General features: G+C 39.4%; 28 protein-coding genes. 20 read left to right on the top strand and 8 right to left on the bottom strand.

From position 1 onward, the window contains the following. Nucleotides 1–57: 57 nt before the first annotated feature. The 4 genes from Q0625_RS05710 to Q0625_RS05695 form a co-directional block, all read right to left on the bottom strand. On the bottom strand, nucleotides 58–1,518 hold the full coding sequence (locus Q0625_RS05710) for a peptide MFS transporter (RefSeq protein ID WP_298824386.1): 1,461 nt from the start codon (nucleotides 1,516–1,518) through the stop codon (nucleotides 58–60). Nucleotides 1,519–1,546: 28 nt separating this feature from the next. Further along, complete coding sequence (locus Q0625_RS05705; RefSeq protein ID WP_298824383.1) at nucleotides 1,547–3,715, bottom strand: S9 family peptidase; 2,169 nt, start codon at nucleotides 3,713–3,715, stop codon at nucleotides 1,547–1,549. Nucleotides 3,716–3,858: 143 nt separating this feature from the next. Beyond that, nucleotides 3,859–4,089, bottom strand: coding sequence for a uracil phosphoribosyltransferase (locus tag Q0625_RS05700; protein ID WP_298824381.1), 231 nt, complete (start codon nucleotides 4,087–4,089; stop codon nucleotides 3,859–3,861). Between the two features lie 41 nt (nucleotides 4,090–4,130). Then, the gene (locus Q0625_RS05695) at nucleotides 4,131–5,051 is read right to left on the bottom strand and encodes an ATP-binding cassette domain-containing protein (RefSeq protein WP_298824379.1); all 921 of its coding nucleotides are present in this window, start codon (nucleotides 5,049–5,051) and stop codon (nucleotides 4,131–4,133) included. A 95-nt stretch (nucleotides 5,052–5,146) separates the two neighbouring features. Here Q0625_RS05695 and Q0625_RS05690 point away from each other — a divergent pair, with 95 nt between their 5' ends. From Q0625_RS05690 to Q0625_RS05645, 10 genes are all read left to right on the top strand, one after another. Continuing rightward, nucleotides 5,147–7,282: an alkaline phosphatase family protein gene (locus Q0625_RS05690; RefSeq protein ID WP_298824378.1), complete on the top strand. Its 2,136-nt coding sequence runs from the start codon at nucleotides 5,147–5,149 to the stop codon at nucleotides 7,280–7,282. Nucleotides 7,283–7,387: 105 nt separating this feature from the next. Further along, nucleotides 7,388–7,729, top strand: coding sequence for a hypothetical protein (locus Q0625_RS05685; protein ID WP_298824377.1), 342 nt, complete (start codon nucleotides 7,388–7,390; stop codon nucleotides 7,727–7,729). An 84-nt stretch (nucleotides 7,730–7,813) separates the two neighbouring features. Then, nucleotides 7,814–8,482 (top strand): hypothetical protein, encoded by a 669-nt coding sequence (locus tag Q0625_RS05680; RefSeq protein ID WP_298824376.1) that lies wholly within the window; start codon nucleotides 7,814–7,816, stop codon nucleotides 8,480–8,482. A 156-nt stretch (nucleotides 8,483–8,638) separates the two neighbouring features. Further along, entirely contained in the window at nucleotides 8,639–9,322 is a 684-nt protein-coding gene (locus Q0625_RS05675; RefSeq protein ID WP_298824375.1) for a hypothetical protein, read from the top strand. A gap of 8 nt (nucleotides 9,323–9,330) precedes the next feature. Then, nucleotides 9,331–9,855 (top strand): gamma carbonic anhydrase family protein, encoded by a 525-nt coding sequence (locus tag Q0625_RS05670; protein ID WP_298824373.1) that lies wholly within the window; start codon nucleotides 9,331–9,333, stop codon nucleotides 9,853–9,855. A 25-nt stretch (nucleotides 9,856–9,880) separates the two neighbouring features. Further along, nucleotides 9,881–12,628 carry an excinuclease ABC subunit UvrA gene (gene uvrA / locus Q0625_RS05665; RefSeq protein WP_298824370.1) on the top strand — a complete coding sequence of 916 codons (2,748 nt, stop codon included), beginning with the start codon at nucleotides 9,881–9,883 and terminating at the stop codon, nucleotides 12,626–12,628. After that, nucleotides 12,625–13,188: a 5-formyltetrahydrofolate cyclo-ligase gene (locus Q0625_RS05660; protein ID WP_298824368.1), complete on the top strand. Its 564-nt coding sequence runs from the start codon at nucleotides 12,625–12,627 to the stop codon at nucleotides 13,186–13,188. The genes uvrA and Q0625_RS05660 overlap by 4 nt, the downstream gene beginning before the upstream one ends. Nucleotides 13,189–13,204: 16 nt before the next feature. After that, nucleotides 13,205–13,645: an Imm26 family immunity protein gene (locus Q0625_RS05655; RefSeq protein ID WP_298824365.1), complete on the top strand. Its 441-nt coding sequence runs from the start codon at nucleotides 13,205–13,207 to the stop codon at nucleotides 13,643–13,645. Nucleotides 13,646–13,663: 18 nt separating this feature from the next. Next, the gene (locus Q0625_RS05650) at nucleotides 13,664–13,996 is read left to right on the top strand and encodes a hypothetical protein (protein WP_298824363.1); all 333 of its coding nucleotides are present in this window, start codon (nucleotides 13,664–13,666) and stop codon (nucleotides 13,994–13,996) included. Between the two features lie 26 nt (nucleotides 13,997–14,022). Continuing rightward, nucleotides 14,023–14,316, top strand: coding sequence for a hypothetical protein (locus tag Q0625_RS05645; protein WP_298824360.1), 294 nt, complete (start codon nucleotides 14,023–14,025; stop codon nucleotides 14,314–14,316). 141 nt (nucleotides 14,317–14,457) lie between these two features. Here the strand turns inward: Q0625_RS05645 and Q0625_RS05640 are convergent, their stop codons facing one another. Together Q0625_RS05640 and Q0625_RS05635 are read right to left on the bottom strand one after the other, a co-directional pair. Beyond that, nucleotides 14,458–15,687 carry an OmpA family protein gene (locus tag Q0625_RS05640; RefSeq protein ID WP_298824357.1) on the bottom strand — a complete coding sequence of 410 codons (1,230 nt, stop codon included), beginning with the start codon at nucleotides 15,685–15,687 and terminating at the stop codon, nucleotides 14,458–14,460. Between the two features lie 13 nt (nucleotides 15,688–15,700). Next, a complete protein-coding gene (locus Q0625_RS05635) occupies nucleotides 15,701–17,467 on the bottom strand; it encodes an outer membrane beta-barrel protein (RefSeq protein WP_298824356.1) in 1,767 nt (588 codons plus the stop codon). A gap of 205 nt (nucleotides 17,468–17,672) precedes the next feature. Between Q0625_RS05635 and Q0625_RS05630 the strand changes: the two genes are divergently transcribed. From Q0625_RS05630 to lysS, 10 genes are all read left to right on the top strand, one after another. Beyond that, nucleotides 17,673–18,251 carry an alkylphosphonate utilization protein gene (locus Q0625_RS05630; RefSeq protein WP_298824354.1) on the top strand — a complete coding sequence of 193 codons (579 nt, stop codon included), beginning with the start codon at nucleotides 17,673–17,675 and terminating at the stop codon, nucleotides 18,249–18,251. A gap of 91 nt (nucleotides 18,252–18,342) precedes the next feature. Then, on the top strand, nucleotides 18,343–18,690 hold the full coding sequence (locus Q0625_RS05625) for a DUF2853 family protein (protein ID WP_298824350.1): 348 nt from the start codon (nucleotides 18,343–18,345) through the stop codon (nucleotides 18,688–18,690). Nucleotides 18,691–18,758: 68 nt separating this feature from the next. Continuing rightward, on the top strand, nucleotides 18,759–19,901 hold the full coding sequence (locus tag Q0625_RS05620) for a hypothetical protein (protein ID WP_298824347.1): 1,143 nt from the start codon (nucleotides 18,759–18,761) through the stop codon (nucleotides 19,899–19,901). Continuing rightward, nucleotides 19,898–20,608 carry a DNA repair protein RecO gene (gene recO, locus Q0625_RS05615; RefSeq protein WP_298824344.1) on the top strand — a complete coding sequence of 237 codons (711 nt, stop codon included), beginning with the start codon at nucleotides 19,898–19,900 and terminating at the stop codon, nucleotides 20,606–20,608. The genes Q0625_RS05620 and recO overlap by 4 nt, the downstream gene beginning before the upstream one ends. A gap of 64 nt (nucleotides 20,609–20,672) precedes the next feature. Next, nucleotides 20,673–20,879, top strand: coding sequence for a hypothetical protein (locus Q0625_RS05610; RefSeq protein WP_298824341.1), 207 nt, complete (start codon nucleotides 20,673–20,675; stop codon nucleotides 20,877–20,879). Beyond that, on the top strand, nucleotides 20,879–21,316 hold the full coding sequence (locus Q0625_RS05605; RefSeq protein WP_298824338.1) for a type II toxin-antitoxin system VapC family toxin: 438 nt from the start codon (nucleotides 20,879–20,881) through the stop codon (nucleotides 21,314–21,316). Before Q0625_RS05610 ends, Q0625_RS05605 begins: the two co-directional genes overlap by 1 nt. 9 nt (nucleotides 21,317–21,325) lie before the next feature. Next, the gene (gene ruvB, locus Q0625_RS05600; RefSeq protein ID WP_298824335.1) at nucleotides 21,326–22,351 is read left to right on the top strand and encodes a Holliday junction branch migration DNA helicase RuvB; all 1,026 of its coding nucleotides are present in this window, start codon (nucleotides 21,326–21,328) and stop codon (nucleotides 22,349–22,351) included. Nucleotides 22,352–22,382: 31 nt separating this feature from the next. Beyond that, nucleotides 22,383–22,640: a toxin-antitoxin system, antitoxin component gene (locus tag Q0625_RS05595; RefSeq protein ID WP_298824332.1), complete on the top strand. Its 258-nt coding sequence runs from the start codon at nucleotides 22,383–22,385 to the stop codon at nucleotides 22,638–22,640. Next, a complete protein-coding gene (locus tag Q0625_RS05590) occupies nucleotides 22,618–22,911 on the top strand; it encodes a type II toxin-antitoxin system RelE/ParE family toxin (protein ID WP_298824329.1) in 294 nt (97 codons plus the stop codon). Before Q0625_RS05595 ends, Q0625_RS05590 begins: the two co-directional genes overlap by 23 nt. Nucleotides 22,912–23,054: 143 nt before the next feature. Beyond that, on the top strand, nucleotides 23,055–24,740 hold the full coding sequence (gene lysS / locus Q0625_RS05585; RefSeq protein WP_298824326.1) for a lysine--tRNA ligase: 1,686 nt from the start codon (nucleotides 23,055–23,057) through the stop codon (nucleotides 24,738–24,740). A 160-nt stretch (nucleotides 24,741–24,900) separates the two neighbouring features. Here the strand turns inward: lysS and Q0625_RS05580 are convergent, their stop codons facing one another. Beyond that, nucleotides 24,901–25,455 carry a DUF1629 domain-containing protein gene (locus Q0625_RS05580; RefSeq protein ID WP_298824324.1) on the bottom strand — a complete coding sequence of 185 codons (555 nt, stop codon included), beginning with the start codon at nucleotides 25,453–25,455 and terminating at the stop codon, nucleotides 24,901–24,903. Between the two features lie 128 nt (nucleotides 25,456–25,583). Continuing rightward, the gene (locus Q0625_RS05575) at nucleotides 25,584–26,219 is read right to left on the bottom strand and encodes a hypothetical protein (protein ID WP_298824321.1); all 636 of its coding nucleotides are present in this window, start codon (nucleotides 26,217–26,219) and stop codon (nucleotides 25,584–25,586) included. Between the last annotated feature and the right edge of the window lie 91 nt (nucleotides 26,220–26,310).

Below are 26,310 nucleotides of genomic sequence, written 5' to 3'. Positions count from 1 at the left end.
ATACCTGTAAAAGGATTAGTCACTAGTCACTATTAGTTAGTCACTATAAGGATATCACTATCTGATACCATGCATCATGCGTTCTATCACTTTGTTAAGGGATACCATAAGGATACCCAATATCATTACAAAGGCAGAAATAGAAGCAAATACAGTACTTGCACCCAACTCTACCACATAAGAAGAGATAAGTCCTGCAAGCATATTAGCAAAGGCAGCCGCCATAATCCATACACCCATGAACAAAGACGCAAAACGCGCTGGGGATAGCTTGGTTACGATAGAAAGCCCTACTGGAGAGAGAGATAGCTCCCCTATGGTATGTAGTAGGTAAGTGAGTATCATCCAAATCATACTTGCCTTAACCATTTCATTGGAGTTATCTACAATGGTTAAGCCTCCTTCCCAAATAGCTCCTCTTTGGAAACCAGCAATGAGCATAAACCAGAAACCTATTCCAAGAACAATCAGTCCGAGTCCCATTTTCAAAGGTGTATTAAGGGCTTGTCCCAATCGGGTATTCCAGAAATAAGCAAAGACTGGTGCCAAGACAATCACAAAGAAAGGATTCACCATCTGTAACCATGCAGTAGGAATCTCACGCCCAAATATAGTCCTGTCTATATATTTGTTAGCATATAGGTTAAATGACGCACCTGCCTGTTCCATACCTGCAAAGAAGAAGACAGCAAAGAAGAAGAAGATGAAGATTACCGCAATACGTTCTTTTTCTTGTCGGGTAAGCGGTGTCTTTACTTCTTCAACAGAGGTTTCTGCTACTTTGGCAGCACCCTTAGGTGCTATACCTATATTGCCTAAATACTTATTACTTAGGAAAACAAATAAGAGTTGCCCTATAAGTACCCCTACAGAAGCCGCTAAGAATCCGTAACGATAGCCATGTGTGATCTGAGTAACCCCATTGGCATCTACATAAGTGGTAGCAAATACGTTATCAGCTAAAAGTCCTACGATGAGTGGCGCAATTACCGCACCCAAGTTAATACCCATATAGAAGATAGAGAAAGCTGAATCCAAACGCTTGTCACCTGGTTCATACAAGTCTCCTACTATGGAAGAGATATTTGGTTTGAAGAAACCATTACCTATAATTAGTAAGAAGAGTCCTGAGAAAAGACCTACTCTACCAATAAACTGGTTGTGTTCCAATTGTTCGGGAGTAAGGGTAGGCGAAATGGTAGTGAAGAGTTCAGGAGCAAAAAGCAAGAACTGAGCCAATACCATGATAAAGCCCCCAATAAGGATGGATTTGCGCTGTCCTAAGTATCTGTCAGAAAGCCAACCTCCGAAGAGCGGTGTGAAATAACAAAGTCCTGTAGCCAAACCATAAACGGTAGTACTAAACTTCTCGTTATAGCCAAGCCCACCATTGAGCCAAGTAGCTGTTAGGTAAAGTACCAAGATACCGCGCATCGCATAATAGCTGAAACGCTCCCACATCCCTGTGAAAAACACGAGATAAAGCCCCGCGGGGTGTCCTTTTTTTTCTGTATTCATTATCTGTCTAATTAAATTATATTATGTGTTATAAATTATTCAATATGAATTGGGTCATCTTTTCATATAGGTGATGTCGTGTATTTCCTCCGTAGATACCATGATCCTTGTCAGGATAGATTGCCCACTCGAATTGCTTGTCATACTGTACCAAAGATTCTATCAGGCGCATGGAGTTCTGTACATGTACGTTGTCATCGGCAGTACCATGTACCAAGAGGAATTTCTTGTCCAAGTTCTTAGCGTAGGTAAGAGGTGAATTGTTATCATAACCTTCAGGGTTTTCCTGAGGAGTCTGCATATAACGTTCTGTATAAACAGTATCATAGAATCTCCAGTTGGTTACAGGTGCCACCGCAATGGACATTTTGAAAACCTCTCCTCTTAAGATACAGTTGGAAGCCATAAATCCACCAAAGCTCCAGCCCCAAATACCAATACGATTCTTATCTATATACTTATAGTTACCGACAATCTTAGCGGCTTCCACTTGGTCTTCTAATTCGTATTTACCTAATTGTTTGTAAGTACATTTCTTGAAGGCTGCCCCTTTGTATCCTGTACCACGACCATCCACACAGAGAATGATATAGCCTTTTTGAGCCAACATATAATACCAGAAATCATCAAAGCCAGAGAAAGAGTTGCTCACTTGTTGAGAACCAGGTCCTGAATATTGGCACATAAACAAAGGATATTGTTTGTTTTCATCAAAATCAGCTGGTTTTATCATCCAAGCATTGAGTTTGTCTCCGTTTTTGGTAGTAATCTCAAAAAATTCTTTGGTTGATTTCTTATAAGTAGCAATTTTTTGTTCTAATTCATTATTGTTAAGTATTTCCTTAACTACCTTTCCTGTTTTACTATCATTAAGAGTATAGACATTGGGTTTCTTAACGCTTGAAAACTCATTGATAAACAAGGAGAAATCAGGACTAAAGGTAGCTTCATTCGTACCATTCTCTACGGCTAAGGCTTGTTTGTCCTTACCTGAAAGGGAGATACTATAGATACCACGATTGATAGAACCTGGCTCAGTGGATTGGTAGTAGATGCGTTTGACCTTAGGATTGTAGCCATAGTACTCTGTTACCTCCCACTTTCCTTGGGTAATTTGCTTCAAAAGCTTACCAGTTTTGTCATAGTGGTAAAGGTGATTGTTACCATTTTTCTCTGAAGAGATGATAAAGCTATTATCATCCAAAAAAGTAAGGTCATCGGTGATACTTACATAAGCCTTATCCACTTCATGATATACAGATTTGAATTGCTTAGTGTTAGCATCTACAAAGATAAGATTGAAATCATTCTGATGCCTATTGAGTGTCTGAACACTTAGTATATTAGGCTCCTTACTCCATTGGATACGAGGAATATAATAAGCCTCTACTGGGATTTTGGTTGCCTTTTGGTTATTTACATCATAGAGGTAAAGACTTACTACAGAGTTATTTTCGCCAGCCTTAGGATACTTGAATGTATTCTGAGTAGGATAGAGGTTCGTACCATACACATCCATAGAAAACTCTGGTACTTGACGTTCGTCAAAACGGATATAAGCCAGTTGAGTACCGTCCGCATTCCAATCAAAAGTTCTTACGATAGCGAACTCTTCTTCATACACCCAGTCACTAGTACCATTGATAATCTTATTTTTCTCTCCATCAAAGGTTACTTGTTGTTCTTTTTTGGACTGTGTATCATATATATAGATATTGTTTTGGTATACGTAAGCCACTTTGTCTCCTTTTGGTGAGAAGAATGGTTCTTGGATTTTCTTATCAGTCAATTTAGAGAGTTCCTGTTTTTTAAGGTCAAAAACATAGAAATCGGCTGAGAAAGAACGTCTGAAGATAGACTCTTTGTTGGTAGCAATTAGGATTTTATCCTCCTGCTTGTTGAAGGTGTAGCTATTGATACGCTGAATCTGTGGATAGTTTTTGGTATCAAAAAGCGTTTTCTCCTTCTCTAAAGTAGAAAAATTATACAAATCAATCGTATAATTGAGATTTGTATAATCATAATTAAGCACTGTATACTGATTCGTATTCTTCAGTGCGGAGAGATTGGTCATTCCACTTGGATAGAAAGCGTAATCTGTCCAAATGTCTTTCAAAGTAATCAGCTTATTTTGGGCGCTCACATTCAATGAGATAGCCAAAAAAAACAGCCATAAGTAATAGTTTCTAGTTCTCATTTTAGAATATTTTTTGTAACTACAATTTTACGTTTTTTTTCTGACATAACCTCTTCTTTTTTGTTTTTTTTTAAATTCTAACAAAAAAGCGACCTGCTTTTCAAGTCGCTTCGAAAAAATAAATCAGTCCCTTATATACTTAATTATTTGAAAAAAGAATGAGCAGTAACATCCACTCGTTCTGTTCCTTCTTTTGAAAATTTCACCAATTGCTTTACCCAATAAAAGAAGAAGCCAAATAGCACTACTATCATTATCCATGTAGCGATATTTGCTCCCCACCAAGAGGAAAGCTCCATTTTTCTTAAATAATCATAAGGAGCAAAAGCAATTTGTTCAAAAAAATATTTGATTCCTTTAAAAAATGCTGTCATAACCTTTCTTTTTTAGTGGTGCAAATGTACAACTTTTTTTATTAACTTCCTATTTTTAGGAAAACTTTTTTTTCTTTTTCTATCCTTTCAGTATGTTTTACATAAATCCGCCCTTCTGCTCCCTTGCACACCAACAGGTAATAACTCCCTTGGAAGAAACAATATTCCACTTGTACCTGCCAATCGGATTGAGCCACCACACTTATCTGGTGAGGATAGTATAGGCGCTGCTCTTTTGCTACTTGTACCTTATTGACCAAATCAAAAAGTGAGGCTACATAAACATCCTGTGAGTGATAGACCTTTTCGGGAGTATCTATCAGTACTTGCTTCCCTTCCCTTATAATCATAATCCTATCGGAAAAGCCCAAAGCTTCTTGACTCTCATGGGTAGCTATAAGGGCTGTGATTCGGTGGGCTTTCAGAAAGGCAAAAAGGTTCTGACGTATGGTATTCTTAAGAAAACTATCTGTCTGGCTAAAAGGTTCGTCCAAGAGTAGCACCTCAGGCGCTTGTGCTAAAGCCTGTGCCAATCCTACTCGCTGTTGCTGTCCGCCACTGAGAAAAATGGGTTTCACCTTGGCATAGTCCTGCATAAGTGTCATCTCCAGCAGTTCCGCCACCCGAGCCCGCTTCTTAGGTAGATCCAGGTTAGAGAGGTATTTTCCTACATTTTCCTCCACCGTCATATAAGGCATTAGACCGAAATCCTGTGCTAGGTACTTCATCTTTGCAAAACCAGGCACCAGATTATGAGATGGACCTAAGACGGGTATCCCTTTCCAAGAAATCTTACCTTGCTCAAGGTCGAACAAGCCATAGATCGCCTTAAGCAAAGTGGATTTGCCTGAACCACTTGCCCCCACTATGGAGAGTATCTCGCCTTCTGTAAGGAAAAAGTCTATATTCTTAAGCACCTGAGTATCGGTATAGGTATAAGATAGATTTTTAACAATAAGCATCTGTCATATTTTTTGTGGGGCAAAAATAAGAATTATTTCTAAGATGAACACTTATTCATTTGTTTGTTGTATCTTTGCCAAAAAAATTTATCTTTATGAAAGCATGGCTCAGCAAGCTTACCCCTTTCTTCTATGTAGGTGGGTTATATATCGTTATCTCTTTTGTCCTTAGAATCATTTTTATGGGACACCCCATTACTACGACCTCTTTTTCTATATGGCAGGTCTTGGGAATGTTCTTGGTGGGTAGCCTCAACGACATCTTTATCATCTGCTTAGCTCTTAGTATCTTAGTGCTTTACTTCCTTTTTATCGCCAATGTGAAGTACCAAAAGCCTTATGGCTATATTATCCTTGGGGCAATGCTTTTGCTCTTGGGCTATATAGAGTTTGTCCCCAATAATATTTTCTACCAATATGGAGGTTCGGTAGAGGAAATTGCCTTGTACTTCTTTGGGGCAAAGACCCTTTGCTTTGCTGCGATGCTCTTTGCGGGTAAGTGGCGCAAGCAAGTGCGTAATGTACTCTATTTCATTACTCTATTTATCTATACCTTTGCTATAGTGATGAATGCCGTTAGCGAATATTTCTTCTGGAATGAGTTCGGGATACGGTACAACTTTATCGCGGTGGATTACCTGATCTACACTACGGAGGTTATCGGAAATATTATGGAGAGCTACCCTGTAGTACCGCTCTTCTCAGGAGTATTTGTCGTGGTACTTGCCCTAACTATTTTCCTCTATAAGAAAACAAAATCTACCCTTGAGACTATCCCTAGCCTTAAAGAAAAAGGCTTGTTATTGGGAAGCTATGTGGCATTGTTCCTCTTGAGCTTGTGGGCTACCCCTAAGTTTGACGATATCAAGTCCAACAACGTGTTCGTTCAGGAGATACGCGCCAATGGAGTCTATAAGTTCTATTATGCTTTCACCCATAGCGAGTTGGATTTCTTCCAGTTCTACCCTACCCTACCCGAAGAGGAGGCAAGAACCACCTTTTTGAAGCATTTTATGACATTGATGGGAAAGCCCCCTGTACCAAGCTGTGGCGTACGAGACTATGTTTCTGTTAAAAAACTCCCTTATTCTGTAGAAGGAGAAGATGACGAGCAGCATAAGAATGTGGTGCTTATCTCGGTAGAGAGCCTTTCGGCCGAATATATGGCGGCTTATGGCAATACAGAGGGCATTACTCCGTTCCTCGATAGCTTAGCACAAAAAAGTATCTTCCTGACCAACTTATACGCTACAGGCAACCGTACTGTACGCGGTTTGGAGGCTCTGACCCTTTGTGTACCTCCTACACCAGGTGAGAGTATCGTTAAGCGCAAGGATAACAAGGACAAATTCACCACGGGGAGTGTCTTCAAGTCCAAAGGGTATAGTGTCAAATACCTCTATGGGGGGTATAGCTATTTTGACAATATGAAAGACTTCTTCGCAGGTAATGGCTACGACATCATAGATAGAGACAACTTTACTCCTGAGGAGATTACCTTTGCCAACATCTGGGGGGTAAGTGATGAGGATATGGCGCGCAAAGCCATTAAGGAGATGAACGCCCAAGCAAAAACAGGCAAACCGTTCTTTAACCACTGGATGACCGTGAGCAACCACCGTCCTTTTACCTATCCAGAAGGTCGCATTGATATCCCTGGTACGGCTAAGTCGCGCCAAGGTGGGGTAAAATATACCGACTATTCGCTTAAGCTCTTCTTTGAACTCGCTAAAAAAGAATCGTGGTTCAAGGATACGGTGTTTGTGATTGTTGCCGACCACTGCGCTTCGAGTGCTGGACGTACCGAATTGCCTTTGGATAGGTATCGTATTCCCTGCCTTATCTATGCTGACTTCTTAGAAGCCGAACAGATAGATAAGCTCGCTTCTCAAATAGACGTGATGCCTACCGTAATGGGACTCTTGAACTTTTCTTATGAGAGCAAGTTCTTAGGTCAGGATATCCGCACTTGGTATTACCAACCGCGTGCCTATATAGCTACCTACCGAGAGCTGGGATACCTTACCCCTGACACTCTTTCCATTATCAAGCCTTTGCGTGAGCAGATACAATATAAAATAGTTCCAGAGGCTGAACAACCTAAGGTAGAGCTTCCTATTTTTTACCAACAGCTCAAAGTAGCTCAACCTGATGAAAAGCTCATGAAGGAATGTATATCCGCTTACGAAACTACCTATTTCTTGCTAAAGAAGGGGGAACTGAATAATTGATGAGGCGATGAGGCAATGAGGCAATGAGCCAATGTGTTAATTTGTTGATTGGGTAATGAGCCGATGAATTGAGACATGATTTATTACAAATTAAACAATGGGTCAATGGATTTAGAACTAAGTACTTTTATCCCTATTATCAAGGAGATGGTATACCATATCTCTATTGATGATTATGCTTCCATAGAGCGCAAGGGTCAAAATGGAGATATCCTTATAGAGGATTTGGCTGAGGTGATTCATTGGTATCCTTATAAAATAATCCCTTTGCCTGATGAAGCTTTTGACCTAGCGGAAAGTTACTTTATAGAGGAGAAAAAGAGCCTTGATGTATATATTCCCTTCTGGACAAAAGAAGAAGGCAGAAGCGACCTAATGCTTGCACTTTCCTGCTATATAAATGACGGGGCTGAGGAAGTCATTATCTATGATGTATATGTACCTTAAGAAAGTCTTTGTATAACCATGTTACGAGTGCTATGAGAAGGTAATATCGTTTTACATTTTCGGATAACTCTAATTATAAAATATATGAGGTTCTTTATTTGTTCAGCACAAGTATATGCTTATAAAAAATACAAGGTCTTCCACGAAAGTATCCACTACATAAGGGATTATTTAGACGGAGACTGGCAAGATGCTATAGGAGGTATCCTTATAAAAGAATGGAAAGATAAGGATAAGATACTCAGACCTGCTGAAGAATATCCTGATGAAATCTTTATACAATATCCCGATAAGGTATATGATATAATGAAATTTAATTACTTTGAGAAGGTAAGCCTAGTCATAAGGGTATTCCCTAGAGTTACCCAATGTAAGACTTATGCCCGTTATTACAAAAAGGAAGAAGTCATTGGGGAATATACCATAAAAAAAGAATACCTCCATATAGACCCTGTGTTCATAGCTGAAGACTATGAGGAACTGAGCAATGAGGAAATACACAAGAAATTCTGTGATGATCTTTACGACCTCTTAGCATACTATCTGCTAAAGTATAAGAAACGTTTTACAGATTTTGATGCAGAAGCATTTCTCCCTTTTCTTAAGGAGAGACTTCTTTCTATCAAGGAACGTAAATTTCCTACTTGGGAAGAAGAAAAAGCCCTTAGAGCACAGCAACCTAAAGTAGAAGTAATCCCTGACAAAGGAAATATTTTTGAGAACAAAAAGAAAAAGAAGACCTCAAAACCTTAATACTTTTGAAGTTATAAAACCCTTTTTTCCAGCTACCACTATGACAAAGGTAACTCTACTAATAACTCTGATATACTGAAGCCTATCGGGTTAAATACTCTAAATAAATTATCGTATCTTTGCCCCATAGATGTATTCTAAAAGAACTATCACTTAATGATTGATTTTGAACGCTTTATAAAAGAAGTACTTGAGAAGAAAATTCCCAAAGAGAACATCAGATACTTCGGGAAACCTAATGAGGGTATTGTGGTGGATTTCGAAACTGAGACACACCTAAAAAGGTTCACGGTGTGGAGGGATTCCCAGCGTTGTGATTATGAGGCGTTGTGTATAGCTACTGATGCGCTAAGTGTATATAAGAGTCAGGAGTTTGATAGCGTAGGGCAGCTTATAGGTATCTTTAACCGATTCTATCATACCGCCTACTCTGAGATAGATACATTCATCAACCAGCTTTATGAAGACTATCGAGCACACCTGATAGAGAGGGAGGAAATAGCAAACATTATACGAGAAGACCATTGTAGCAAGTACAAAGGGGAGAATTATCCGTATGAGAAATATCTGTCACTCCTTTGGAAAGAAGAATACCTGAACGAAAAGGATATAGACCTATTAGACCTTTGTTTATTTTACCAGTACATAGGTGAGGAGATAGAAATATTAGGCTATTGGGTAACCGGTCATGGAGGAGGCACCTATGAAAAATTTGAAGCAAAAGGCTCCTTTGAGGTACTGAAGCCTAAAATACAAGCCTTTGTAAATCGGTGTTACGAACGCTATGAGGAGGTAATGCAAGTATATCTCCAAACTCCAGAAAGATTTAAGAAGAAATAAACCATTTTATGCCTATCATCAGAGAAATTAGGGGAAAAGCCCCCATTATAGGAAAGAACGTATTTATAGCCGAGACAGCTGTCCTTATTGGCGAGGTTACCCTCGGTGAGGATTGTAGTATATGGTACAATGCCGTCCTTAGGGGCGATGTGAATGCTATTGTTATCGGCAACAAAGTTAATATACAAGACAATGTCATGGTACACTGTACCTACCAAAAGACCTCTACTACTATCGGTAACAATGTTTCCATAGGACACAACGCCATCATACATGGTTGTACCCTCAAGGATAATGTACTTATCGGTATGGGGGCAATTGTCTTGGATGGCTGTGTAGTGGAGAGCAACTCTATCGTAGCGGCAGGAGCAGTGGTTACCAAAGGTACTCATATAGGGTCAGGTGAGGTATGGGCAGGAGTCCCTGCTAAGAAGATTAAGGATATATCCCCAGAACTTACCGAAGGAGAAATAAACCGTATCGCCAATGCTTATGTGAAGTATGCACAGTGGTACCAAGAAAGTGAAGAGTGAAAAATGAATAGTGAAAAGTAAAAAAATGAAAGAAGAACAAATCCTTATCAAAGGAGCCAAATTACATAATCTTAAGAATATCAATGTAGCTATTCCCAAAGGGAAATTAGTGGTAGTAACAGGGCTTTCAGGCTCTGGGAAATCTACTTTGGCTTTTGACACCCTTTATGCGGAGGGACAACGCCGCTATGTGGAAAGCCTAAGTTCCTATGCCCGCCAGTTCTTGGGCAGGTTGGACAAGCCTAAGGTGGATTTCATTGAGAATATCTCCCCTGCCATTGCTATTGAACAGAAAGTCAATACTAGTAATCCTCGCTCTACAGTGGGTACCTCTACCGAAGTGTATGACTACCTAAAACTACTCTTTGCACGAGTGGGACATACCTTTTCCCCTATATCGGGCAGAGAGGTTAAGAAAGATACGGTATCCGATGTGGTGGATTTTATCCTTTCTTTCCCCGATGAGCACAAGCTATTACTACTCTCCCCTATTACCCTTAGTGCAGGGCGTACCTATGAACAAACCCTTCGCCTATTGGAGGAGCAGGGATATGCCCGTATCAAGTACCAAGGGGAAGTCGTGCGCCTTAGTGATTTAGATTTTGCCAAGGTCAAAAACGACTTTCAGTTAGTCATAGAGCGTATTGTAGTGGATCACGAGGAGGAAACCGCCCAGCGCTTGGCCGACTCGGTAAGTACTGCCTTCTTCGAGGGAAAGGGGATTTGTAGTGTGGAGGACTTGACCACAGCAGAAGAACGCCACTTCTCCAACCAGTTTGAAGCCGATGGGATTACTTTCTTGGAGCCCAATGTACATCTGTTTAGCTTCAACAACCCTTATGGAGCTTGTCCTGTATGTGAGGGCTATGGCGATACCATAGGGCTTGATGAAACCCTCATCGTACCCAACACCTCCCTTTCTGTGTATGACAATGCGATTTATCCTTGGCGTGGGGAGACCATGTCCTGGTTCAGAGATCAATTGGTAAATAATGCCTACAAGTTTGACTTTCCTATTCACCGCCCTTGGTATGAGCTTACCGAAGCCCAAAAGCAGCTTGTATGGGACGGCAATGAGTACTTTACAGGACTTACTGCCTTTTTCAAAGAATTGGAGGAAAAAAACTATAAAATACAAAACCGAGTGATGCTTGCTCGCTATCGTGGTAAAACTACCTGCTATGCCTGTGGGGGTAAGCGACTCCGCCCTGAAGCCAACTATGTACGCGTGGGAGGCAAGTCCATTTCTGACTTAGTCTCTATGCCTATCTCTGATTTGGTCATTTTCTTTGATAACCTATCACTCAATGCCTACGAGCAGAAGGTAGCTAGCCGCCTCTTAAGGGAAATACACAACCGCCTCCACTACCTATTGGACGTTGGTTTGGGCTACCTTACCCTGAATCGCAAGTCCAATAGCCTATCAGGGGGAGAGAGTCAGCGTATCAACTTGGCTACCTCCTTGGGTAGTAGCTTGGTAGGCTCCATGTATATCTTGGACGAGCCAAGTATTGGGCTACACCCCAAAGATACGGAACGACTTATTCATGTACTCGAATCCCTTAGAGACTTGGGCAATACCGTCATTGTAGTAGAACACGATGAAGATATTATGAAAGCCGCCGATTATATCATAGATATAGGCCCCGAAGCAGGTACCCTAGGCGGAGAAGTGGTTGCCACAGGCACCTATGAGGAGATCCTCAAGGCTCCCACCCTTACCGGAGAATACCTCAGCGGCAGGCGTAGTATAGAAATGCCTAAAAAAGCACGTACCTCCAAGCACTTTATCGAAATTAAAGGCGCCCGTGCCAATAACCTAAAGAATATAGATGTTACCTTCCCCTTGGATATGCTCACCGTAGTAACCGGTGTATCAGGTAGCGGGAAGAGTACCTTAGTGAAGCACATCCTCTACCCTGCCCTTTTGCGCAAGCTCGAACAACCTACCGACAAGATAGGCGAGTACAGCAGTATGGACGGGAAGTTTTCCCATATCAAGCGTGTAGAGTTTGTCGACCAAAACCCCATAGGAAAGTCCACCCGTTCCAATCCTGTAACCTACATCAAGGCTTACGATGATATTCGTCAGCTCTTTGCCTCTCAGAAACTTGCCAAGATGCGTGGCTATACCGCCAAACACTTCTCTTTCAATACTGAAGGGGGACGTTGTGAGACCTGCAAAGGCGAAGGAGAGGTAACCATAGAAATGCAGTTCATGGCCGATGTACACCTAACTTGTGAGGCTTGTGATGGCAAGCGATTCAAACCAGAAATTCTAGAAGTTACTTTCCAAGGAAAGAATATACACGATCTACTGGAGACCACTATTGATGATGCCGTAGCCTTCTTTACCGAGCACAAGCAAGAAAAAATTGCCCAAAAGCTCCTTCCCTTGCAGGAAGTAGGTTTAGGTTATGTAACCTTAGGGCAACCCTCCTCTACCCTATCTGGTGGGGAAGCACAGCGTATCAAACTAGCGTCTTTCTTAGTAAAATCATACCAAGAGACCCCTACGCTCTTTATCTTTGACGAGCCTACCACAGGGCTTCACTTCCATGATATAGGCAAGCTGCTACGCTCCTTCAATGCCCTGATTGAGCGCGGGCACTCTATTATCGTGATAGAACACAATGTAGAGGTCATTCGCCGTGCCGACTATATCATAGACTTAGGCCGAGAAGGAGGAGCACAGGGAGGAAACCTCGTAGCCACAGGTATCCCAGAGGAGATTAGGAAAAACAAAAATAGCTATACAGGACAATATATATGAACAAGAAAGCCCTCCGTACCCTTTACAAGCAAAAGAGAGCCACCATTTCCGCTGAGCAACAAGCCCTCTTAAGCCAGCAGATAGCCCAGCAAACGCTACGGCTCCCCATTTGGGATAAGCAGGTTTTCCATAGCTTTCTTTCCATCATCTCCTTTGGAGAAGTGGATACCAGCTACCTTATCCGCCTTTTGCAGGAGCGAGGAAAAACGCTGGTCGTCTCTCGTACCCTAATGGAGACCGTACGTATGGAACATTTTTTATATGATCCTGCCCAGATAGATGCCAATAACAAATGGCATATCCCTGAACCCCAAGGAGGGATTCCCGTGAGGAGCGAAGAGATAGAGGTCGTTTTTGTACCCCTTTTAGCTTATGACACCAAGGGCAATCGTGTAGGCTATGGTAAGGGCTTTTATGACAATTTCTTAAAAGAGTGTAAGGCAGACACCCTCAAGATTGGACTATCTTTCTTCCCTGCAGAACCTCTCATAGAAGACGTAAGAGAAGGCGATATTCCTTTGGATTATGTAGTAACACCCGAGGACGTTTTTAAGTTTTAAGTTAAGGGGTATAAGAATGAAGAAACATCCGTTGGAAGGAAAAGTAATAGGGATACCTTTGGGGGAGCAGCTGTTTCTGACAGGCTTAGTAACCCGTCAGAATAAAAACATTCTATTAGGTTACTTTTTTAGACAGACCTATAGAAACTTACCCACTATTACAGAGTGGAAACCGTCAGAAGTCTGCCTAATATGCTTATTTAGCGCATTGGGTATAAAAAACAAGGAATGGGAAATTATTGGAGACTTCCCTATGTGGAACAGACAAGAATGGGAAGTACCCACTTTCAAACTAAGAGACCCTATCAATGAAAGTGTATACTATGCCATTGCGTACGATGACAATATCATTTCTTCCAAAAGATACCGCGTAACAGAAGAAGAAGCGGAGGAATATTACAGAGATGGAATCTATGGTTATAAAGCTGTAGAGGCTGTTCTATCTAATAAAATCTAACCCAATGATTCATTAGTTATGAGAGAAATAGAATTGTTTAAACATATAAAGGATCACCTTGGCTTGTTCGTACCCAATAGCACCTATGACAATTATGTATCCCTTATTATTGGCTATGATTTGGCTAAGGAACATAGGCTGCTGAAAGGGCTCGACGAATGGTTAGCTTCTAAGTATAAGTTACCTCACTTTGTCTTCTCTCAACAAATCAAATATTACCTATTCGAAAAAGAATTTGCTAAGACTTTAACCAAAGAAGATGAAATACTCTTAATCAATTGTTTGTATGAGAAATTAGTGGAATTTTGTCTTGATAAAGCTCTATTTGATTCATCTATTCCTAAAAATTAGATTAAGAAAACAAATTTGTCTGTATTATGAGTAAAATAGATGTTTTTACTGTAGAAAAGTTTATAGATAGATTAGAAAAGTTTGTTAAGCCTAACTTACCTACTAACGAACTTATCTCCTATGTGACAGCAATTATCAAAGATGCAAGAGAACTTATCTCTTTTGGAGAGAAAAGATTAGCCTTAGATATTCTATTAGAAAATCTTATTGAAGAAAAGATCATAATAGACAAAGAAACTTTATCATTATTAGCTACTATTGAGGATGAGGAGATACATTCATCCATATCTTACTTATGTAACCTATCAGAGAAAGGGTAATGTATCGGCGATATTGTTCAAACTTCACCCCTTTCCTATCCATAGCAAACACCAAGTATAATTAATAAAGGCACGAGCGGAATGCTCGTGCCTTTTATATCAAGGATTTGTAGAAATTCTTCCAAACAAACTCTTTATTTATTAGCGTATTATAACCGATATATCTACTCTTCGCGCTTTTTCTTTATCCACTGAATCGTCTATTCCCCGAAAAGCGGTAAGTATCCGTTGTAATGAGATTCCTTGTTTTTGAAGTAAGCGAGCTACACTCTCTGAACGCTTCATTGACAACTGATTATTGTACTCGGCTGAACCGACATTGCTCGCATATCCTTCTAATAGAATGGATAGTTCTGGATTATTACGGAGCATAGTTACTATCTGATCTATAGCATCTGTATCGTGTGGCAAAGGTTGATACGCATTGTTTGCAAAGTAAATAGGTGTCTTTTTATTCCCATACTTAGCCAATAAATCCTCTAATGTACGTCTTCTTTCTTCCGAAATAACCGAATTTCCTCCATTATTCTCTGTTGTTTTTACATTTTGTACAATAACAGAGGTTTCTTTAGGGGCTTGTACATTATTCTGATCCGCTTGCTTTTTAGAGAGTAATAAGATAGAGTCTGTACGCTGTTGGATGTTGTCAAGCTTATCCTTATTATTCAATGTAGTTAATGGGATCATCGCAGCTGCCAATAGTTTTTGTTGATCACTTAAATCCTTTATTGATTTAGCTATCATATCCAACTGTTTTTGTAACATAATATCCTTATCAGAATCATTAGCTACATGTTTTGATCCATTAGGATTATTTTTAGCTATATAATTCGCAGCATTAGGGTTATTAGCCACACGCTTTGCTGCATTAGGATTATTTTTAGTTACATTATTTGCCTCGTTGGGATTATTAGCTACATGCTTTGCTGCATTAGGATCATTTTTAGCTAGATAATTTGCTCTATTGAGATTACTATTAGCCACATACTTTACCGTATCTGTCAAATGAATAACCGAAATACTGTCTTTCTTCATCATATAAGCCAATAAGATATCCAATTTTCTATTTACTTGCTCTATATCTGTATGTGTTGAGTCTGCATTTTGAGCTAAATAGTAAAAGTTTTTTACCTCATTGGATTCATATATGTTTGAAACAGCCTTTTTCTGTTGAGATTTATGCAAATTAGCCAGTTTTTCTCCTCTTATTTTTCTCAATTTAGCCTCTGCAATCTTTTGTAAGAGTAATTGTAATTCCTCTTTGGATAAAACAATTTCTCTCTGCTGATTGTATAGTTTATCTTGAGCAAAGATAATAGCAGGAACAAACACTAATATAAATATAATCCCCTTTTTTATGATATTATTCATATTTTTGGGCTTTTTATTTACTTCTATTTATTGTTGTATTCGTTTTTTGTCGTGTAGGTACAACGACATTTGTTTTTTGGACATTTCCTTCCAAATTCTTAACCGCTTCAAGTATAGACTGATTTATTTTTTGTTGTTCTTCTATCATTTTGTTATCCTTATTAATCTCTAACAACAATTTTTCGAGTCTATCAATACGTTGATCTGGTGTCTTTCCTTCACCTTCTTCAATTTTATTAATTATTTCGGAAATCAAGGTTTGTAATTGCTCTGGAGTCATTCTCACCAAGTTTGCTTGATTTTCGGAAGGGTAAGGGATATGCTCAGCTACATAATTATTGCGTAATTCTTCCCATTTTTCCTTTTCTTTTAGCAATGAAGAAGCGTTATTTATATCATTCTGACGGTAAGCAAGCTGTATTTGCTTTTCAACATTGGCAATCTGTGCATTAAAATAATCTATATCCTTTTGTTTTTGAGATATAGGTGTTGCTTTTGTATCGTTTTGAACCTTTACTTGTTCTTTTCCTTCCTTCACCTCTGAGGTTTGAAGATCATTGACAAGGTCTTGATAGGTATATTTTTCGTTTTCTTTGGCAAACTTAATACGAATACCTGCATTGTAGAAGACATTGCTTTGCAACTTATTAGGTGATTTTAGAGCATTGTCCACACTCTCATTACCTGTGGTATATAAGAGATTAGCCACTCCAAACAGCTCTAAATGCTTGCTTAATGGGATAGCCAAACCAAGCCCTCCTTTTGCAAAAATACTAGACTTGTTCTCAACAGTAGCTACTTTACCTTGATAGTCTTTACCTGCATTAAGATATCCTGCCCCAACAGTAATATAAGGAACTACTCCATTAGAAACATTAAGACGCGCTAAGAATTCGGCACCATACAATGAGAGTTTATCAAAGTCTAATGATACTTTTTCTTCCTTCATTGCTTGATAATAAAATCCTCTTACTCCTATGTATTCGGTAAAGTCAAAACCTAACGAACCACCTGCTAAATAAGTGTTACGGAAGTTATTATCATCGTCAAAATCAATATATCCAATTGCAGGAGCTACTACGACCTTAAAATTCTTAAGATTGGTATAAGAATTATCCAATTCTGTAAGCTCGTTAGGATTACGACCGCCTAGATACAATTGTAAGCCTGCCTGAAGAGACCAATTTAACATCTTCTCATTGGAGATATTATCGATTATCCACTGATTATAAGTACTTGTTCTCGCTTCAGAAGCCTTATAAAGGATGTTAGAGGCATCAGAATTAAAGTAAGTTCCTTTTGCCTGAAGATTGAGCGTAAGGCGTCTTGTCAAATTGAATTTAGTCCCTAAACCAAAAGCATAATAAATAGCATCTTGTTTGGTTTCATTTGCTTTTATCGTTTGTATTCCAGCCCCCAAAGTAACATAAGGCTGAAAGGAATAAGTCATCGGTATATTACCTTTGAGTTCTCCTCCCCAACGATATACATCTACATCGGTAGAAGTAAATGCATCCCTTATATTATCTGGCACCGAAAAACCATCGATTCTAGATTTTAATCCTAATGATTGACTGTATGAACCAAGCAATTCTAAGTTTTTGCCAAAGCCAAAACCTACATATCCACCAACCATAAAACCATTTTGAATGGCTGATTTCTTATTCCACAACACATATTCTCCTGTGGGTGCTATAGCAAAACTAATATCCTTAACTTGCGCTACCGCATTGAAACCTAATGCAATAGCAAAAAAACTTGTGAAAATTTTTCTTTTCATAAAATAACAATTATTCTTTTTTTCTTATAATAGAATCCTTCTATTAATTGGGGGCCAAAAGTACAAAAATATTTATACATACAACAAAAAAATACGGGATTAATTTGGCACTTCCTAAAATTAACAATTGACCATTTATAATTAACAATTAAAAGTCGTACTTTTGCCACCCATAAGCCCTAAGTGAAAAAATCTGTACCCTGATATGTTATTAGATGATTTGAAAAAGCGCAGTGGAAACTGTTGCGAACTATGTGGAAGCACTACTTCCCTGAGTATCTACCAAGTACCCCCTTCCAAAGTAGGAGGTGTGGATGATAGTCTTTTGGCCTGTGAAACCTGTATCAGCCAAATCAATAACCCTGAAACTATGGACAGCAATCATTGGCGTTGTCTCAATGATAGTATGTGGAGTGAGCACCTACCTGTAAAGGTAATGGCTTGGCGTATGCTCAATCGCCTCAAAGCAGAAGGTTGGTCATTGGACTTACTCAATATGCTATACCTTACGGATGAGGAATTGGCTTTTGCCCAAGCACTCAATGACCACTTAGAGGAAGGTGATAAAGTCATCCATAAGGATAGTAATGGAGCTATACTTTCCGCTGGGGACAATGTGGTACTTATCAAAGACTTGAAGGTCAAGGGTAGTAGTATGGTTGCCAAGCAAGGTACTGTAGTGCGCAAAATAGCCTTAGATCCCAAGAATGCACAATATATAGAGGGAAAAGTAGAGGGACAACAGATTGTAATCCTTACCCAATATGTCAAGAAAACTACTTAAACCCTCTTTGAGTGATAATTTTTTGTTAAAATATATTGGCTAACAAAAAAATATACTACTTTTACAGCTGTTAATCATAATATATACAAGCATGAGTACACAAGCTGAATTGATTGAACTTTACACCGCTGACCTAAAGGAAAAATGTGGTGTTGCCGCACCTGATGTGGAACTGCTCACCAAAGTAACTAAAGGGTTAGGCCCCTCTATTTACAACAATGATGCCTCCAAAGTTTCAGGTTCTGACAAAACAGAATTAGACTTAGTGAAGAACAATTTCTTAATCAAAAAATTGGGATTGGCCGACACTCCTGAACTCGATACTGCTATTGACAGCGTATTAGAACAATACGGAAAGTCCAACAAAAATAAGTATCGTGCCGTGGTTTACTATTTATTGACTAAGCACTTCGGTAAGGAAAGTGTTTACAATGACTAATCTATCACAAACAACTTTCAGAGGCTACCCCCATGTGGTAAGGTAGCCTTTTTTCATTGTATATCCAAATGAGACGAATCCTACTCCTATTCTTTCTTATAGGTAGCTTACTCTCCTGCGAACAACGCAAAAAGACAGATGTATCCCAGAGACAAGAAGCTAAAAGTGTATATATCAAGAAATACACCTTTCCTGAACTGAGCGAAGAAGCCGCCCAGAACATACGTAATTGGTATGAGCTAAAAACCATTTACCAAATACTACTGAGTATTTCCCCAGAGCGACAGACTGTTCCTATACTAAAGAATACCAACCCTGACTCGCTCTATGTGTATAAGCGGCTCTATGCCACTGCCAAAGAAAATATCCAAACCAATGGGAGCATCATGCAGGATTGGCGCGACTTAGAAAGCAAGTCCGACACCGCTTACAGATTTGTCAAGCGCAAGACCGACGAAGTAGCATCCTTTGCTTGGGAAGCCATTTTGCTCAAGGATCTTCCCTACACCTTTTCGGTACGTATGTATCCTTCCTCTGGTATTAAAAAGGTTAAGTTAGAGGTCGTACGCCAAAAGGATCAGAAAGTCATACGTGAGCAGTTCCTACACTTGGACAGCCTCTCTCTGAACACCCTAGCCGCCTATACCAAGCTCACCCCTGAAGATAATGGTTGGCTCAAGGTAGATATGCAGGTAGAGACTCCCCTATATGGCGAATACTCCTTTGCTATCAACTATGATGAGAAGGAAGTAGCTGAAGATTACATTTCCTTCTATCGTTCTGAACTTCTTTTACCTATAAAGTACCAAGATGAGATAGAAAAATCAAGTGAAAAGCTACTAGGAAAAGAGAAAAACATCAAAAGTTCCTATAACAGTATCTATTTTTGGCTCTTCCAGCTCGAAGATGAACTTAGGCAATTATGGGCAAAGGATAATTTCCCAGAAAAGCTCCGAAGAGACGAGATCAAATCACGCCTCAAGCTCTTTGAAACCTATGTACGTCGTCTCTCCAGTGAGGTGAAGGAAAACCCTAGCGTTAGTAAAGAGGAGGTACAACAAGGCATCCTAGACATACGAGAGTCCTTTGCTTCGGTGATTCGCTATATCAACTTCCTCAACAAGGAAAAATTGGACGAGAAGCTTGGTACCCTGCTAAACAGTTCCGATACTCTTACTATCAAACCTAACAACTTACTTCCGTCACAATGATACAGACCAAGGCGATAGTGCTTTCTGCTATTAAATTCCAAGAAACGAGCCTTATTGTACGTTGTTATACACAGGAGGGAGTGCGTTCCTACCTACTCAAGGGCGTACTGAAACATAAGAAAAAAGCGATTACCCCTGCCTATTTCCAACCCTTGAGTCAGCTGGAGGTTATCACTACCGACCGCAATGACGGCACACTGGAGTATATCAAGGAAGTGAAAGTCAGTTACCCTTATAAGAACTTACACCAGAGTGTCATCCGTAGTTCAGTATTGTTTTTCTTGGCCGAGATAGGTAATAACGTATTGCAGGAGGAAGTACCTAATGCTGCCCTTTTCTCCTTTTGGGAGGAGAACCTACAGTGGTATGACAGGGCAGAGCACTTTGCCAACTTCCATCTAAAATTCCTCACTGACCTTACTTTCTACTTAGGAGTGTTACCCAACACAAGTGCTATGGGACTCCCCTATTTTGATTTGGAAGCAGGGGTATTTGTCGCCATGCACAATGGTCATTTCCTGATGAGTGAGGCGGAGAGCCTTCTTTTGAAATTCTTCCTCACCCACTCCATGGAGGAGGTAAGCCAACTGAAAATGAGCCGAGAAGAGCGCAATGACCTCTTGGAACAACTGTTGAACTATTACCGCTGGCACCTACCTGCCTTCAAGACACCTCAGTCTTGGGAAGTCCTCAAAAGCGTCTTATAGACTTGCTTTCTAAGGAATTTTATTGTACTTTTGTGGCGTGTTTAATCTTATAAAAAATATAATTATGAGTACCATTACCATGCCTGAACCAAAGAAAAAAACTAAGAATAAAAAGCAAAACAATACCTCTGAAAAAAAAATGAGTATGTGGGATTATATGCTGAAATTCAAAGAAAAACCCTTAATAAAGGTATTAGATGAAGATTTAGTTTTTGGTTCCAACATGTGGACAAAACTTTTACAAGAAGATGAACCTAAAGAGGAAAAATAATGGATTATTTTCTAGATACTAATATTATTATCATACTTTTTGAAGGGCGAGATAATGAAATAAAGAATAAAGTAAAGGATATCCTCACTAATGATAATAATTCTTTCTATGCAAGTACTATTTCTATATTAGAAATGGCTCAACTATACAGAAAAAAAAGAATTAATAATATAAATTATGAAAGTGAAGAATTTAATACAGGGGATAAATTCATAAGTTATATTCTCAATGAACTTCCCATCTTAAAGATCCTTCCTTTTGAAGAAAAACATGCCTTGATAGCTAGTCGTTTGTCTTTTGTTAAAAATCACAATGATCCTAATGATCTTGCTATTATAGCTCATGCTATTGGAGAGAAAATGCTTCTTATTTCTTGTGATGATAAATTTCCTCTCTATAAAGAACAAGGGGCTTTCATAATCCACAATAGTAGATAGAAAATCTTCATGAACGCAAACCTGAATCCAGAAAAGAGTAACCTTTCTCCCCAAGAGTTGGATATAGAACGTGCCTTGCGACCACTTTCTTTTGATGACTTTACAGGGCAGGAGGCTATTTTGGAAAACCTTAAAATATTCGTCAAGGCGGCTAATCTCCGTGGAGAAGCCCTCGATCATACCCTCTTCCATGGCCCTCCTGGACTGGGGAAAACAACCCTTGCCAATATCTTGGCCAATGAGCTAGGCGTAGGTATCAAAATCACCTCAGGCCCGGTGTTGGACAAACCTGGGGATTTGGCAGGACTTCTGACCAATTTGGAGCCACGTGATGTACTCTTTATTGACGAAATTCACCGCCTTAGCCCCATCGTAGAAGAATACCTCTATTCGGCTATGGAGGATTATAAGATAGACATCATGATAGAGTCCGGCCCCAATGCTCGTACGGTACAGATTAACCTCAACCCCTTTACCCTTATAGGGGCTACCACCCGTTCAGGTTTGCTTACTGCACCTATGCGAGCACGTTTTGGTATTCAAAGCCGGTTGCAGTACTATACCACCGAGCTGCTAGCCACTATCCTCCAGCGCAGTGCCTATATCTTGGGAACACCTATCTCCGAAGAGGCTGCCATAGAGCTAGCAGGGCGTAGCCGAGGTACCCCGCGTATTGCCAATGCACTGCTAAGGCGTGTACGCGACTTTGCCCAAATAAAAGGCAATGGTAAGATAGACATAGAGATTACTCGCTTTGCCCTCAAAGCCCTCAATGTAGATGCCCATGGCTTAGACGAGATGGACAACAAGATACTCCTTACTATCATTGATAAGTTCAAGGGCGGCCCTGTGGGTATCACTACCCTTGCCACTGCTGTTTCTGAGAATGCCGAGACACTGGAAGAGGTATATGAACCCTTCTTAATCCAACAAGGGTTTATCATTCGTACCCCTCGTGGAAGAGAAGTTACCGACTTAGCCTATAAGCACTTAGGAAAAGTACGCTTCCATGACGGACAACCGACCTTATTTTGATAGAAAAGTGAATAATGAAAAAATATAACTTATGAATACGAATGCAATACCTCTAAAGAAAAAATTAGATTTTCATCAATACTTAAAACTCATGAAAGTATTAGAAAAAATGGGAATAGAAGTAGATGATTCTATAGGCGAAGATGACGACTTCTATTATGAACTCACGCCTCAAGAGATAGAAAGTATAGAATTATCTAGACAACAGATAGCCGAAGGGGCATACAAAAGTTCCTCAGAAATACATAGAAAAATAGAGGAGAAATATGGAATTACGTTGGACAGATAATGCAGAAGAGCATTATAATGACACTCTTGAGTATTGGTACAAACATAATAAATCTTTTGATTATTCTAAAAAAATAGCATTGGAGGTACTAAAAATAGAAAAGAGTATTATTGAAAAACCTTATAGTTCAAGTCAGTATAGTGAAACACTGGACTTACATAGAAAATCCTTCTTCAAAGGAAAATTTTCCTTATTTTATCAAATAGATGAAGAGGAAAATGTTATTTGGATCATTGATTTTAGGAGTAACCGACAGAAACCTTTATTTTAGAAAAGTAAAAGCTATGCAATCCTCGGGGAAACCTACTTTTAGAAAAGGATATTTACCATAATAAAAATATTGTTAATAATTAATCATTCATCATTGTTCATTAATCATTATTTTGTACTTTTGCCCTCATAAATCTATATAAAATGACCGAACAAGAACTCATCCGTCGAGAGAAGCTCGCAAAGCTCAGGGAATTAGGCATCAACCCATATCCTGCTGAGCTGTTCCCTGTGAACTTCCTCGCCAAAGACATAGAAACCCAATACGAAGAAGGTAAGGACGTGGTCGTAGCAGGTCGCCTCATGTCCTTCCGTATTCAGGGGAAAGCCTCTTTCGCTACCTTACAAGACAGCTCTGGTCGCGTACAACTCTACTTTAAGCGCGATGACCTCTGCCCAGGGGAGGACAAGACCCTCTATAATGAGGTATTCAAAAAGCTCCTCGACTTAGGCGACTTTATCGGAGTGGAAGGTACCCTCTTCACAACCAATATGGGCGAAAAATCCATTGAGGTAAAGCAGTTCAAAGTATTGTGTAAGACCCTACGCCCCCTACCACTCCCTAAGGTAGATGCCCAAGGAAAGGTACACGATGAGTTCAATGATGTAGAACAACGTTACCGTATGCGTTATGTGGATTTGGTAGTGAATCCTCAGGTGAAAGAAGTATTCCTTAAGCGTAACCGCCTATTCAATGCGATGCGTGAGTACTTCAACAATCACGGATATATAGAAGTAGAGACTCCTATCCTTCAGGCAATCCCAGGGGGTGCTTCTGCGCGTCCTTTTATTACACACCACAATGCTTTGGATATTCCGCTCTATATGCGTATAGCCAACGAACTCTACCTCAAGCGCCTCATCGTAGGGGGCTTTGATGGGGTATATGAGTTTGCCAAGAACTTCCGCAACGAGGGAATGGACAGAACCCACAATCCTGAATTTACAGGAATGGAAATATATGTGGCTTACAAGGACTACAACTGGATGATGGAATTCACTGAAAACCTCTTGGAGTACTGTGCTAAGGCGGTGAATGGCACCACCAAAACAACCTTTGGCAAGCACGAAGTGGATTTCAAGGCGCCTTATCCACGTGTTACGATGACCGAAGCTATCAAACGCTTTACAGGCTTTGACATCACAGGAAAGAGCGAGGACGAACTTAGAGCTTTTGCCCAATCCATTGGCATAGCAGTAGATGACACCATGGGCAAAGGCAAGCTCATTGATGAGATATTTGGAGAAAAATGCGAAGGCAACTTTATCCAGCCTACCTTTATCACTGACTATCCTAAAGAGATGTCTCCGCTTACCAAGGAACACCGCAATGACAAGAACCTCACCGAACGCTTTGAACTTATGGTATGTGGTAAAGAAATCGCCAATGCTTATTCGGAGCTAAACGACCCTATCGATCAGCGTGAACGCTTTGAGGCACAAATGGCGCTCTCTGAACGTGGTGATGACGAGGCGATGTTCATAGACCAAGACTTCCTCCGCGCCTTAGAGTATGGTATGCCACCTACTTCAGGATTGGGTATCGGTATGGATAGGCTTATTATGTTCCTAACCAACAATGAGACCATACAGGAAGTACTCTTCTTCCCACAGATGCGCCCTGAACGCAAGGAAGTAGAGCTCTCCGAGGACGAAAAACTAATCCTTGACCTACTTAAAAAGGATAACAAATTACCTTTGGAAGACCTCAAAGCTAAGGCCGAATTTTCCAATAAGAAATGGGACAAGGCCATCAAGGGACTTACCGCTAAGAAAGTAGCGGCTGTCAGCAAAGAGGGGGAAACACTTTTTGTTTCTATTAATAGCTAGTGGTTAAACTGCCAACGGATTAACATAAAAAAGCCCCGAGCCTTACAGCTTGGGGTTTTTGCTTTTAGAAGGTTAAAAAACATTTCTTCTATGTTCCTATACTCCCTTTTCCATCTGAATAAGGATATTGTTCTCTTATCAATATTAGACACATGGGCACTTAACACCAGATAGAATAACCCTCTTCGGTAAAATTAAAGCCTTTTAATTTTTCTCTTTCACAAATATTCTTGAACTCCTCAGATACTATTATGTAAGAGCTATGTTCTTTCATTCGTACAATAGAATAAGATTCCATTTTTTGGGCATCTATAAACCATTTCTTTATCGAATAATAGTTATCTTCGTCTATTTCAAAAATAGATTTTTCTTTGTCCAGACAAGGAATTAACTGCAAAATATTCAATGCAAAAAAAGTATCATCATTGTTTCCCTTCTTATCTACTATATGAGCAGGAAAAAATTCTATTTCCTCTTTATCAACTAAATGCGAAAATAAGTTCCTGAACCTACTACTTACCAAAGGTGCCCCAATGGTAGATAATATATCATATGTATGAAGGTAAGTATCCAATCTGTCTACGCTAAAGACTAAAGGTGCTTCAATACTCAATTTCTCTCCCGAAAAGAAATCTAACCAACTTATAGGATTTTGCGCTTCACTATAAGCAAAACTAACATCTCGTTTGTAAAATTGTGAAAGTCTATAATACATGTTTTAATCTGTTTTACTGTGTCTGTTTTTTTATAAGCAAACTAAAAGAATTAGATAGTTTGCATGAAAATTTCATGACCCATTATAACATTAGTTTGATGAATCTGCTATTGATAGGGTTCTCTCCCCTACTTCATAATACATTTAGGTAAAAATTCTTCTTTTTTATTCATATTGTTATAAGCTGTAGGAAAATCTTCTATCAAATAAATCTCAGGCTTATAGAATGAACTTAAAACAATATCTTTTGTCTCTTCCGTGAATAATAAACCTTGTTTGTAAGCTATCCTATCGTAATAGAACACGCCTTTTTTCTGCTCTTTTATAGTTATATTGGGGTATAGATATTCAAAACGATTACCCGCCATACGTTTTTTCCCTTCTTCTTCTACGATAAAAGAAGAATTATCCACCTCTAAAAGGAAAAGAACAAAGTAGGACTTATCCGAGCAAGATACTCCTTTCGAGTTTTGCACCAAACAAGGAGATACTACATAACGATTTTCCTCCCAATACGCTGATAGAAAAGATAAAAAATCTTCTGAGACAACCATTATTCTATTTCTATAGGAAACCCAGTCAAACCTAACATTTTCTTTGTTTTTATAGGTAAGAAGCATCTGAGAAGGAATGTTTTTCATATATTTCCAATCAGAATTAGTAGGATTTTCCAAATCCGATAACTCAGCATTGTAAAAGAACTGGGGCACCCCTGCTCTCCAGCGTGTTGTAGTCATAAACCATATAAACAATTTTTCTTTCATAGTTTTTTTATAAATAAGTTATTAATATTCATTACAAATTCGAATCAATAGTTAAAATATTATTTGCTAACTTTTTAAGACGCAATAAATT

Source organism: uncultured Capnocytophaga sp., assembly GCF_938029845.1.
Classification (GTDB): domain Bacteria; phylum Bacteroidota; class Bacteroidia; order Flavobacteriales; family Flavobacteriaceae; genus Capnocytophaga.
The sequence above is the reverse complement of the archived record's forward strand: the minus strand, read 5'-3'. Positions and strand labels throughout refer to the sequence as shown.